The 13,017-nt window shown below is 44.5% G+C and carries 8 protein-coding genes and 1 pseudogene; all 9 read right to left on the bottom strand.

Translation table 11 applies throughout. The annotated features are described in order from the left end of the window. Nucleotides 1–83 precede the first annotated feature (83 nt). Nucleotides 84–1,871, bottom strand: coding sequence for a sigma factor-like helix-turn-helix DNA-binding protein (locus SSCH_RS09130; protein WP_198142338.1), 1,788 nt, complete (start codon nucleotides 1,869–1,871; stop codon nucleotides 84–86). A gap of 305 nt (nucleotides 1,872–2,176) precedes the next feature. After that, nucleotides 2,177–2,647, bottom strand: a complete 471-nt coding sequence (locus SSCH_RS09125; RefSeq protein ID WP_044665192.1) for a hypothetical protein — start codon at nucleotides 2,645–2,647, stop codon at nucleotides 2,177–2,179. 30 nt (nucleotides 2,648–2,677) lie between these two features. Further along, nucleotides 2,678–3,361 (bottom strand): M48 family metallopeptidase, encoded by a 684-nt coding sequence (locus SSCH_RS09120; protein WP_044665191.1) that lies wholly within the window; start codon nucleotides 3,359–3,361, stop codon nucleotides 2,678–2,680. A gap of 3 nt (nucleotides 3,362–3,364) precedes the next feature. Further along, entirely contained in the window at nucleotides 3,365–6,553 is a 3,189-nt protein-coding gene (locus SSCH_RS09115) for a type I restriction endonuclease subunit R (RefSeq protein ID WP_198142337.1), read from the bottom strand. Continuing rightward, on the bottom strand, nucleotides 6,447–7,844 hold the full coding sequence (locus tag SSCH_RS16685) for a restriction endonuclease subunit S (protein WP_052835505.1): 1,398 nt from the start codon (nucleotides 7,842–7,844) through the stop codon (nucleotides 6,447–6,449). The genes SSCH_RS09115 and SSCH_RS16685 overlap by 107 nt, the downstream gene beginning before the upstream one ends. Further along, nucleotides 7,837–9,303 (bottom strand): N-6 DNA methylase, encoded by a 1,467-nt coding sequence (locus tag SSCH_RS21005; protein WP_269746163.1) that lies wholly within the window; start codon nucleotides 9,301–9,303, stop codon nucleotides 7,837–7,839. The genes SSCH_RS16685 and SSCH_RS21005 overlap by 8 nt, the downstream gene beginning before the upstream one ends. Beyond that, nucleotides 9,287–10,507 (bottom strand): type I restriction-modification system subunit M, encoded by a 1,221-nt coding sequence (locus SSCH_RS21000; protein ID WP_198142336.1) that lies wholly within the window; start codon nucleotides 10,505–10,507, stop codon nucleotides 9,287–9,289. Before SSCH_RS21000 ends, SSCH_RS21005 begins: the two co-directional genes overlap by 17 nt. Before the next feature lie 12 nt (nucleotides 10,508–10,519). Next, on the bottom strand, nucleotides 10,520–12,412 hold the full coding sequence (locus SSCH_RS09100; RefSeq protein WP_044665189.1) for a DNA/RNA helicase domain-containing protein: 1,893 nt from the start codon (nucleotides 12,410–12,412) through the stop codon (nucleotides 10,520–10,522). Between the two features lie 121 nt (nucleotides 12,413–12,533). Beyond that, nucleotides 12,534–13,017 (bottom strand): annotated as a pseudogene (locus SSCH_RS17595) (transposase); the annotation flags it as partial.

Below are 13,017 nucleotides of genomic sequence, written 5' to 3'. Positions count from 1 at the left end.
TAATTACTCTTGCGATTTTAGATTCAAACTTCTTAAGACTCTTAAATTAATCGTCCCTCACCCACGTCTTCTAATATATATTTTTAGTCAGTAGTATACATAATTCTAGGATGTGTATTTACATATGCATAGACTGACGTACGGCTGATTTCATCATGTCTACGCTTTTGTACCTCTTGATAAATTTCCTCAAGAGTAAGCGGCCTGTTTAACTCCTTCAACACAACATAAACGAGGTCTTTAAGATATATGTGATCAGCGATTTCCCATGTTTTAAGACCGTATGTTCCGGGGGCAACTCTTTTTATCCTAGGACTTCTTTGTATTGCGGACAGTATGTTCTTTTCCTTTACCAAGCTAAAGGGTAGACTAATCCTTTCTGCAACTTGCTTCATCTCCGTGTAATGAAGCGGCCTACGAGCATAGTATAATGTCAAGAAAAATTCATCATCAAGACATAGCGAAAGTTTTTTTCGATTCTCGGGAACAAGTATATCGTTACAATAATAAATCCCTTCTTCCACTTCCAACAAACCATAAACTTCTTCAAGAATCTTTTTACATTGGAACGTTTTTTCTTGTAGACCCAATTTTAATACCAGTTCATACAAGTCTAAAAAGCAATCGCTGTCCTTCGCAATCCTGCTTGCAAGTCCAGTAAAGTCAACAAATACAGAACGCAGTACAACAATGTCCCGATGCACTCTACTTATACCTTTTTTAAGTTTACCGAACTTTGAGGCTGCAAGATCAAATAATTTATATTGACCAGGCAAAACACCGAATTCTTCAAGACTAATGATCTTTTCCCTTTGCAGAAACTCCCAAATCCAATCAAAATAAGGTTTTAAATAACACATTCGCGTATGATGAGAAAGATACTTTAAAAGACTTGTCTCTATCTGTCGCACTCTCTCACGTGTTAAACCTATCCCATTACCGACTTCCTCAAGCGTTTGACCTTTCAAGATCCTATTATTAAGTATATATTTTTCCTTTTCGCTTAAGTTTTGTCTCCATAGCTGAAGTGTTCGCTCCCAAACTACCTTAAAATTGGGAATAAAACAAAAAGGATCCCCTTCATCTGTAGTCCAGCTAGCATAGGAGACCCTATGACAATTAAATGCATATATTAGGATGTGTTCTAATATTACACGGTTAATACTAAAACCAAGTATTTTTAGGCCAAATTCTAGATCATCTATCGTAAACTGTTTTGCTTTCCGAAGATAATTACCCAACAAATCATTAAGAATTTTATGTCCCCCACAAAAATTTTTTCTTTTCCATAACCACTGATGGAGACATATAACATCCTCAGGGGAGGTTGGCTTACAGGACCAGTGATCCCAAAGTAGCCTATGAAAACGTTTAGATGATGCTAAGGCATTATGAGCCTCATTATTATTAAAGAAGATCGGAAGAAAACATGCGTTTAAATAAATATCCCGTGACTGTTGAGGTGCTCCTTTTTCTTTTAGAATTAAGTATAATCCTTCCCTTTGCGCTTTTTTCCTTTGAGCATCGCCACGGAATTGCTGCCATGTATCATATAACGAAATGATTTCTGATATTTGGTTTTGCAATACATTATTTGGACTATGGCCTTCACACTTCGTTGCCTCAGCTACAAGATTAGGGATAAAAATTGTTTGATCCCGTCTGCTTTGATCCTGTCTACACTTAATAATATATTCTCTTTTAAATATTTGATATAAATGCTGAACCGATTGAATGCTTTTATCCCCCAAAACACAAATATCTATCACTTGGTTTTCATTAAGAAACAGTGCCCTTTCTTCATTTAAAAGAAAATTCATGAGGTTTTTCTTGCACTGCTCAAAAGGCAAACCACTTTCAATTGCAATCATCCTAGATGATTTTGTTATAGAAAGTACACATCCTGTAGCGAGTACTTTCCGCCATTCCTTTTGAAGTAACTTTTTTAGCATTCGAATCACACTAGCCTATGTATTTTTTACCCCCAATAGCACACGATAACCAGGCGTTTACCTACACCGTAACTGCAGAACACTCATTGAATTTCGGCATCACCCGGTATGTTCTTTGTTAAAATCTAGCGGGATCAGGATTAGGTGTTTTATTCTGTATTAGTAGTTCCATATCCTATTCAAGATGTATTTCAACCAGTAGAATGGAGTATAAACAGAGGGTATTATATCTTTTCGGGGTTTACAGTTATTAATGGCACTCTATCTCGAGGTAAATCAACAGCATCCCAGCTATGGGGTGAGCGCTCTTGCATATATCTCCTAAAAGATTCTGTATCAATAAATTTTGCACCAAACTTCCGACCTTTAATATTTACAGTTGTACTAAAATAGCTATAATAGTCTTCAGATAATATAGCATAACAATATGCGATCCAAGCTTCTGCACCATATTCTTTGGCCTCGCGCTCGACATTGTCCAATCTTTCTAGTTTAATATAGGTCTCCCACGGAAACCCCTCTGCCCCATTGCGCCCATAATAAGGCAGATTCCTTCCAGACATATCTACATATATTTTTCTGTTATCCTTATAGATAATAAACTTACCTGTTCTTAATATTTCTAATTGATAACCAACCTTATTAATAATCTCTACTAAAGCACAATGGTAAAGACTTCTTCCTATGCACGCCATAGATTCATTTCAGCTCCTACAATAGTGCTTTCATATCCCCTGTTCCAGCAGCTGTCCATGCTCTTTTAACCAGATTTTTGCCTTATCCGTGGTGGGTGCCTGGGTGTGGACGATATTCCAAAACCGAGGGGTGTGATTGGGCTCTAGTAAATGTGCCAGTTCGTGGATAATTACATAGTCGATGACAAACATAGGTGCTTTAATCAAACGCCAGTTGATATTGACGTTGTTTTTTGGGGTACAGGAGCCCCAGCGATAGTGGGCATCGACAATCTTGATCTCAGAAACCTCGACACCAAGTGAACGGGCGTGCAGCTTAACACGGGGAATAATCTTTTCTTTGGCTTTGTCGATATACCAATCCCGCAGTGCTTCTGCTCTTTGGGGCATCTTTATAGCCGGGATCAAAAATCGCCGGTTAAATTGAACTTCGGATAAGTCGGTTTCGACAACCTCGATGCGGTATTGACGCCCTAAATATAAGACTGATTCACCATTGACGAGTTCCTTTCCGGGCGGGTGGGGCAAATCATGATATTTCTGAGGATGTCTGCGTTTTTCATAAATCCACTGACGTTTTGAGGACACCACCTTATGGATTTCCTCATCAGAGATTCCTTCCGGTGCGTGAACAACAATACTGCGATCTCTCTCAACAGTAATCGTCAGCTTGCGTCTCCTTGGAGATCTTTGAATTGTGTAGGTCAGTTCCAATATTTATCCCTCCGCGTAGAGGATTATATCATTATTTTTCTCGGCAATCTCCATGATGCGGCTGATGATATGGGCACGGTTTTCAAATATTCCGGGAAGCCTCAGAAACTCCCGTGAGAGCAGTACCTTTTGAAGCTCAGCCTTCAATTTGTTGCGAGCAGGGATGCTCTCCCAAAACCCGGTCAGCCTGAGTTCACGCTCTACAACCAGATATACCTGTTGGGTAAGGTCTACCAGGCAGCTAACCCTGTCCTCGGGACTCATGCCAAAATGGGCTGGATTTTCTGCAACCCTGGCATCTGTCCAATCCATGGACCTGCCTTCACCGAATATCTCCCGCTGAAACATTCGAAAGAACGGCATTTGTTTCTTCCTATGAAGTCCATAGGTAGGCTCCTTACTGGCATTGATAATGCGCTGCCTCAGCTTTTCCAGCTCCTCATAGATCTTCTGCCAGTTATCGCGGAACTCCTCAAGAATAGCAGTCAGTGCTTCGGCAAAAGAAGCCCTCAGGTCGGGATCATCGTCCATGTCAACATCCAGGTGATGGCGAATGGCATGCTCTACCTCTGCAGCCTTGGTTTTGCTGCGCTTGCGCTTGCCCACTTGTTTTTCAAAGTCTTCATCCAGGATAGAGATGGGCTTGACCTTTAACTCAATCCCTTTTGATTCCAAATAGGTGTCGGTAATGCTGCGTAGCTTGGGAGGGATGCCCTTCATGCTCAGTCGTTCGTCACGGAAGTGTTTCCCGGCCAGCACATTGATCTCAGTGAGTGCCTTGTAGTCGTCCACGTAATCCAGGGCTTCCTTAGCGGGAAAAACCAGGTTAAAGGATCTGGTTAACTCTTTGAAGGCCAGCATAAATTCGAAACGTATGTCTTCATCATAGAAGAGGTCGAAGAATGCATCATGATCTGTCAGGTCAATGAGGCCATGCCGTATCAGCAGATCCATAATAGCCGCATGTTTGGCAATGAGCTCACGCAGCTCCTCCTCTGGAAAACTGAGGGAGTCGATGATCTCTTTCTGTTCCCGCTCATCATAGATGTCAATCGCCTTTTTCAGGTGGTGGCCAACTCCCACATAATCAACCACAAAGCCCTTGTCCTTAGCCACACCGCTCACGCGATTGACACGAGCAATGGCTTGTAGAAGATTATGGTCAGTGAGGATCCTATCCAAATACATAACCTGTTCCAGTGGCGCATCGAAGCCAGTAAGAAGCATGTTGTTGACTATTAAAATGCCCATATCGCCGGTGACACCCTCATCTTCACTACCAAGGGACAGCTTAAAGCTTTTGATACTGGCTTCATGTTTAGACTCATCTGAATAGGCCTTGAGGTGTGGTAGGTCGTTGTGGCCGCCGGAAATAATAACATCTGTTTTCAGTCTCTTGAGTTGGTCCAGGTCAGACCTGTTCGGATTGGCCTTTTCAAGATCCGCAATAACAGCAGCCAAAGCGGCATCAATGTGTTCTTTATACCGCACTGCCGCCTCCCGGGAGGTGGCTACAACTTGTGCCTTGTAACCATTAGGAAACACATGGGTCAGGTAGTGGTTTACCATATCTTCAGCCTTGGCAGCGATGGTTGGCTCAGCCTCCAGGTAGGCCTGACGGGAACCATAGCCCAGGATCTGCAGGCGCTCTTGAAGGTCGTAATCGCTGAACACATCCGCAAAGGCAATGTCCATCCCCAGTTGGTCAGGTACTTCGGCATTGTGGGTACGGCCTTCGTAAACGATCTCCAGGGTCACACCGTCTTCAATGGACTGGCGCATGGTGTATTTGTCGATATAGTCGCCGAAGACCCGCTCGGTCTTGTCAATAGGTGTACCGGTATAGCCGATACGGACAGCATTAGGGAGAGCCTTGTCAAAGTTTGCCCCGAGCAAGGCGTATTGTGAGCGGTGCGCCTCATCGGTCATCACCAGAATGTTCGGGCTGGGATTCAGCTCTGGGAAGGTTTCGGTCAGCTCAGCTTCACGAAACTTATGGATCATGGCCATCACCAGATCTGAGGAGTCCGAACGCAGTAGTTCTTTCAGTTTCTTGATACTATCAGCAACTTTGACAGTGAAGCCAATACTCTGGCTGGTCTCGGCAAGCTGATCTTCCAGTTGGGTGCGGTCGGTAACAAAGACGACCTTCCACTGGCAGAGCTGGGGGTGGCGATACATCTCACGCACCATAAACATCATAGTTAAAGATTTTCCGGAACCCTGGGTATGCCAAATGATACCGCTGCGCTCCCGCGGGGTTTGCCCTTCCAGAAGCCGCTTGATCGCCAACTTGACAGCACGGAACTGCTGATAACGGCCGACAATTTTGAGTGTCTCGCCCTTATTGTTGGTAGAGAATAAGGTAAAGGTGCAGATGAGGTCTAACAGATTATCGCGGTCCAGCATCCCGGCAACCAAACGCTGCTGGTCGTTGGGGCCGCTGCTGCCGTGTTCAAGATCATCCACCGTACGGGGGTAGGGATCCGCCCAGCGGTAAAAATGCTTTTCACTATGGGTGGTGATGGTGCCAAACTTAGCCTGGTTGCGGCAGGTGGCGATAACTATTTGGTTATAATAAAATAGCGGTGCACTGCCTTCGCCTTTGACACCACGCTGCTCGCTGTAACGGAGGAGTTGGTCAATGGCCTCAGCAATAGCATCGTTGACCCTGGGTGATTTGCACTCGATCCCCACCACCGGCAAGCCGTTCAGAAACAACACGATATCCGGGACGATATGGTGCTCTGTGCCCAGGATACGCACCTTAAACTGGCAGACCGCTATAAAGCAGTTGTTGTCCCGGTGCTTGAAGTCCACAAAACGCACCGTAGGGCTCTTTTCACCGGTCCGGCGGTTCTCACTGACACTGGTGTTTTCCAGCAGCAGATTAAAAACATGGCGGTTGTTCTGGATGAGATCTGTACCAAGAAAGCTGGCGGTCAGCTGCTTGACCACTTCCTCTACCTGATCATCTGCCAGCCAGGGGTTGATTACCTTGAGCTGCTCACGCAAAACCGGCAGCATCACCACCTCGGTAAAGCTCTGGCGATAACTGTCTGCCGGGCTCTGCGTACTGTCAAGATCAATAATCTCCCACCCCAGCCCCGCAAGCTGATCCAGCAGTGGTTTCTCCACATGGTTGCGCTCGTCGATCTTGATGTACTGAGATGTTCTGTCCTGACTCATCATTGATCACCTCCGTTTCGTCCAGCAAAGGCGTGACACGCACCTTGCCAGTGAGCAGGTCTTGCATGAGGGCGGTTTTGAGGGAATCTAATTTGAATCTTTTAGACAACTGATATTGAATAGCATCAGAAATTGAGTCAAGAATTTCTGCAACTTTTACTTGTTCGCTTTGCTGCGGTAAGACAATTGGTGTCATAGATAAAATACTTGTGTTGAGGCATGCCATTGTTGTTCCAACAGAATTGTTCAATATCCAATTACGGGCATTATCATAGTTAAGTTGATAACTAAGATATCTACTATTTATCTCTTTTCCACTTCTAACACGAAGACAGCGACCAGAAAACAACCAGCCATCTTCGTCTTTGCTAACATAACTACAACGATCTATGGACCCAACACGACTAAAAACTAAGTCCCCCTCGCGTAACGTGTATTTAACTAACCTTCGATAATCATCTTCACCGACAAGGGGTAAATTCTTATGTAATATCCTGTTTTTCATTAAATGCTCAACAGTAATAATTGGTATCCCTACTTCCTTATAGTCTTCCGCATGAAGCTGGCTACCAAATGGTCCTATTTGCACCGAACCTTTATTTCTCCCTACCGCAATGCCTAAAGGTACAACTTCCCATTCCACCGGAATCATGCCTAGTGGGGAGTCTTTGAATTGGTGTGTTTCTTCCGAGCGGATGTTACCGTGTTCGTCAATGCCGCGGGTAAGGAGGTCCTGCATTAGGCCGGTCTTGATGCGCTGTTGCTTGGCAATCAACGCCTCGGTCTGTTCAATAACCCGGTCCACCGTGGAGAGGATCTCGGCGATTTTGGATTGTTCGGGTTTATCGATTGCAGGCATATTAAACGTCTCAAGAAAAGAAGCAGGAACACGTTGTTGACCTGCTGAACCTGTCATAGATGCAGCAGCTTGTAGCCGAAAGAGCCGATATGTTGACCATTGATAAATGAATCCCGGATCGCCCTTGGTTCTAGCTCTAAGAACATGAAACTCAGTAGAGCCAAAACCAATGCCATTCTTTAGTTCGGTTACTAAACATCCCTTACCATTTTCCATGCAAGGTGTGATCTTAGCGAACAAAACGTCACCATTTAGGAAGCAGGTATAACCACTACATACCTCCTGGTACTGACGAACTTGTCTTCTGCTCCATCTACCATTATCGGTGACATCACTCATCGGAATAAACGAAACCTCAGTTTCATGCTTCAAGGTAAACTTGGGTCGTGACGGATTGATCTCTGCGATCTCCTTTAATGGAATTTTCTTATACATACCCCAACCCTCTCAAATACCCATCCAGCGTCTCCAGTGTCTCATTTCGCTCCCTTTCCAGTTCGCGGCTAGAGATAGCATATTTATCCCAAAGATTTTCCGCCACCTTGATCAACTCACGCTTTTCAGCATTTAGGTAACGGTTCAGTTCATAATTTGCCATATCATAAAGCTTTTTCAGGATCAGTTGACGAGCTTCTTCCTCTTTAAGCCGTCCACCGATAGCGGTAAGCATACCGTCGGTCTCATCCAGGCGTGTTTGCAGCACGGTGTTATCCCTGTTCAGGGCATTGATCTTCCTCTTGTCTGCCTTTTTGCTGCTATCCAACTGAGCTAACTGGGCATCTATCTGCCGGATCAGCTCTCGGTTTTCGGCCTTGAAACTATCGCTACCCAGGCGCTTAAGCTGTATTTTGATTTCCAGTTCATTCTTTTTGGCTCTCAAGGCAGCCCTGCTGTCCCTAATGCGTTTTTCAATAGCCTTGATGGTTTCATCTTGTTCCTTTAGGGCTGCAAGCTCTTTACCAGCAGATTTTCCTTTACTGTCCTTGAGGTCGTCAATTAAATCTTTAAGAACCCTTTTGATAACCGTTACAGTAACATTCTCGTCTTCATCGGGCTCATAGCCAGCCACTTCCTGCGCTGTTTCCACTGCCTCATCCAGCTCGCTTTGCGCCTCACTGATCTGAGCATCCAATTCTTCTATCTGATCAGCCTCTACCTGGAAAAACTCTGCAATTAGATAGTCATCAGGAATTAAGCTGTGGTGCCAGCCGGTGGAGATAATCGTCTTAAGATCGTAACGTATCTTCTGCCACCAGTTCACAAACACTCCAGCGCTCTTAAACTCATCCAATACACGCAGGGGAATCAGCTTGTTTTTGAGTGTTGTCAACATCGTGCGGCGTACTTCAGGTATCTTGTCGCCATTTTGCAGCCCGGTTAAGTCGTCTTGGGCCACTGCCCACCAGTCTTCTAGCGCGGCAAAATGATCAGCAAGTGTCTGCTGAAGCGCCGGGTCAGCTTCCAAGGTATCCTTGATAGTTCGCTTGTCAGTGATGGATTCACAAAAGTCAAGATAGCCGGAACGCAGGGGAACAAAGAGTGTTTCGGGCTGAACCCCAAAACAGGCAAAATCTCCAGCATGAGCGGCCACTTCTGCCTCAGGTATGCCGCCAATCAGGTGTGCCTGTACATCCTCTGGTTCAGGATCTGGAGTATTGTCCACATAACGGCGGATATTGAGGTTGTAGTCATGGGTTTCTATGATTTCATCTTTGCTTACCAGGCGGCTGTATTTAGGAACCTCTCGTTTGTTAGTGAAGACAAAGTCAATCTTTTCAATGTCTTCGGGCCGAAGTTTGTTCTGGGCCTTGCCTTCAGCATATTCACGGTCGGCATTGATAAATAATATCTTGTCGTGCAGAGCATCCGGCTTGCTTTTATTGCAAACCAGCACACAGGCGGGTATGCCAGTGCCGTAAAAAAAGTCCCGGGGGCAGACTTATAATAACCTCAATCACATCATCATTGATTAACATTTCTCGAATCAGCTTTTCCTTGCCACCGCGAAAGAGCACACCGTGGGGCATGATGGTAGCCATACGACCACGGGGCTTGAGGCTGGCCAGCATGTGCTGGACAAACATCAGGTCGGCTTTTTTGCCTTTTTCGGGACACCATTCGCGGAAACGTTCAGGAAATTTCATGTTGGCGCGACTGTAGTTCTGTGAAAAAGGCGGATTAGCTAAGACACGGTCAAACTGACGTACCCGGCCGTCTTCTAAAATCAGCGGGTTTTCCAGAGTGTCCCCGTTCTCGATAGTAAAGCGGGTGATGTTATGAAGGATCATATTCATGTTGCAGATCGACCACACGGTACCATTGGAATCCTGGCCGTAAAGAGCGAGATCGTTGGGGTCTTCCCCCTGCTCCTCCACATACTGATAGGACTGAATAAGAAAACCGCCGGAACCAACTGTAGGGTCGTAGATTTCATTTCCCGCCTCGGGTTTAGTAAGCTGTACAAGTAAGCGCACAACTTCGGCAGGGGTATAAAACTCTCCACCTTTCTTGCCCGCACTGTCTGCAAAGTATTTGATCAGATATTCATAGGCTGCACCCAGCAGATCCGGAAACTCGAAATTGTCATTGACCAGCACAAATTTAGGATCATTAAAATGATCCAGCAGGTCTTTCCACTTCTGGTCAGGAATCTTGGTTTTGCCTTTGACTGCGTTAAAATCAATGTTGTTTTTAAGTACCCCAGCTAGGGCATCATTTTCATCTTCAATTTCAGCAATCGCCTTGTTAAGCATGTTGCCTATATCATATTTTAGATCCTTCAACGCCGGAACAAGTTCACCATCCTCGTCGACCCAGGGCTCATGCCAGCGGGCACGGGGTGGGACAAAGAAGGTTTCACCATAGGATGTTTTGTCTTCAAGTATTTCCGCAATAAGTTCTGGCGAATCTTTGAGATGTGCATATTCCCTTCTCAATTGTTCACGCTTGAGATCAAACTCATCAGACAAACGCTTGAGAAACAACATGCCAAATATAAATTCCTTATACTCCGAGGCATCCATCTTGCCCCGCAGGATATCGGCAGCCTTGAAAAGAAAATTCTCTAGTTGAGCAAGGGTTATTTTTTGGGTAGACAAAAGTAATTCCTCCTAAACGAGACACCTGTCACATAATATAGATAAACCTGCCTCAGTCAAAACGCTATATGTTTCATCCATCTGTGCCGTTGGCGGAACAAATATTACAAATCCATCTCTTCCCCGGGTTAGTAGAACCCGGTAGCTGTTAATTACTAATTGATGGTAATCACGAGCTTTGGAACGACCTTGAGGGGAACTTTGCCACAAGTTATTGGACCATCGCAAATCATCTCCCCAGCCAATAATAGGTAAATCCAATTCTAACCCTTGGCATTCAAATTCAGTTGCAACATTGCGTAGTTGACAGCAAGAACGATCGGAATATGGTGGGTCATTATACCATGGACCTACGCGAAGATTTCTAGTGAAAATGTAGCCGTTTGCAATCCCATATTTACTTAAATTCTTGGCTTTAGATGATGCCAATAGTCCATAACGTTTATCTAATTCTCCCTGGTAGCGACACTGGACATATGCTTTAGCTACTTCCAGATCCCGAGTAATATACATATCGAAACCCTGGTTAAATATTTCCGCTGCAGTCCCTTCTGCTAATTGTATTTCTTCCTCCAATAATTGTGATACCCATAGTTGTACATCTTCCGCTAGATGCGTTCGTAAGCTCGTCGTTAAGTTCAAAGAGTCGTTCGAATAAACCTGACTAGCAGCCGTAAATAAATCTGCTACATGAGTCGGGCAATGTACAATCCAGGAGAGATCTACACTCTTAATAGCCTGGTTCCACTGGGCAAGCCCCGCTTCTTCCCCCCAACTTATCTCCTGACCTTCACCAATCAGCCCTACCATAAATGCCCAGTCCCCTAATCGTTCCGCAATTAATAGAAAATCTTCCGGTTCCGAAATTGATTTTCCACGTGGGCTCTTTTTTACCCGATCGGCATCCCATGCGCGTTGAGCTTCATCATAAACCCAGATATGTTCTTCAGGTACCCGGTTTTGGTTTCCTCCGTATTGTTTTAGAAAGCCATGAATATCCTGTACGAAAACCGAGCTGCGCAAAGCATGTTGTAAAACCTTTACTAGAGGACCATTTCCAGAAAGAAAGACAGCCCTGCGGCTGCTACCTTCGTCATTAAAATGGTTAGCATAAACAAATTGGAGGCCAACTAAAGTCTTTCCTGAACCTGGAACCCCAGTAACCAGGGCTATGTGCATTTCTTTCCTGTCATGAGCTAGCTCAACAATTCTGACCAATTCTTCAATGGTTTCTGGGATACCCGCACTTCGGGCTCTCCTAATCTGAGGCAAAGGCTCATTTTGGAAAATGGTACGTGCTGCAGTTACCAGTGAGGGAAGGGGTGAATAATCCGCTGCCAGCCATTCCTCTAAATTAATAGATAAATCATGTTCTTCGGTAATAAGATTATTAATTGCTTTGATAAGAGAGTTCGGAGAGACAACAAATGTACCCTCAATGTTTTCTACTTCTTTGGAATGGGAGCTAGCAAGAACCAGTATTGACATAATCTCGGCATCATGGGATCCTGCGTGGTAATTCTTCAGGTCGCGGGAATAGGCTTTTACTTGGTCTAAATGAGCCTGTAGTGGATAGTTGTAGCCTTTAAATTCCAAGACCAAAATGCTATACTCTGCTAGGATCAAGACATCGGGTCGGCGTCCGCGCTCTCTCGGAAGCTCATATTCAAAGATAATGGACCAGTTGGCGGATCCAGGCTTGGTCTTTTTTAGTTCCTCTAATGTATTTGATATTATTTTATATGTATCGCGCCAAGCACTGATTTGGCTTGATTTAGCAGACTCACCCATGCAACGTTTATGATGCTTTTTTAGGGACACTAACCATTCATCTTTAGGTTTCTCTATTTTTAAAAAAGACGAAATTGTTCCTGCCCATCCGCATGGTCGATTGCTATTCAACATATAACCCCCCTATAGTATCCAGTTTAAAGTAATATTGATGTGTCATCACTCTCCCTTTGGTAGTTAGTATGTAGGGCTTGCTGAACAGTCCCCAAAATATTTATAACCGCTCTTAGACAATTTAATAACTGCCAAAGTTAACTCTTAAGGGTTTAAAAAACATAGCAGATTGTTTTTTATCTGCTTTTTGACCAAATATACCTTCCAAAAGGGTGTATAAAAAATGGCAAAAAAGAGACCGCAGCCTCCGATCCAAATTCATTACCAGGAACTGTAACATGATTACGCTTTCAGCTGTTTCTTTCAGGCGCGCCATGATCCGGGCTAGGCCATATCTGCGTTTGCCTACTCCAAAACCACCTTCGATTTCGTTGCGCTCTTTCATATCTTCGTTTTTCAAGCTCTTTATTTGGTCGGCTCATCCCGGGGTGGGCGTCCCAGCGGTGGACCGCTTAATCTGATGCCATTTTTCTTGCAATATGAACGATTATCCCGGTTGCGGTAGATTTTATCTGCTAAGATTGCTTCGGGATAAAACCCAAAGCGTTCCTTGTAATTTTCTACAGCCTTCTGTAACTCACAGCTTTCATTGAAGGAATCCCAAC

It is taken from the genome of Syntrophaceticus schinkii (assembly GCF_000946815.1).
Taxonomy (GTDB): domain Bacteria; phylum Bacillota; class DSM-12270; order Thermacetogeniales; family Thermacetogeniaceae; genus Syntrophaceticus; species Syntrophaceticus schinkii.
This window is presented reverse-complemented; position numbering and strand designations above follow the sequence as displayed.

Coding starts and splice junctions, on each gene's coding strand:
- SSCH_RS16685 (WP_052835505.1), bottom strand. CDS start 7,844: ATGTATAAGAAAATTCCATTAAAGGAGATCGCAGAGATCAATCCGTCA.
- SSCH_RS09115 (WP_198142337.1), bottom strand. CDS start 6,553: ATGATGAGTCAGGACAGAACATCTCAGTACATCAAGATCGACGAGCGC.
- SSCH_RS09130 (WP_198142338.1), bottom strand. CDS start 1,871: ATGATTGCAATTGAAAGTGGTTTGCCTTTTGAGCAGTGCAAGAAAAAC.
- SSCH_RS09100 (WP_044665189.1), bottom strand. CDS start 12,412: ATGTTGAATAGCAATCGACCATGCGGATGGGCAGGAACAATTTCGTCT.
- SSCH_RS09125 (WP_044665192.1), bottom strand. CDS start 2,647: ATGGCGTGCATAGGAAGAAGTCTTTACCATTGTGCTTTAGTAGAGATT.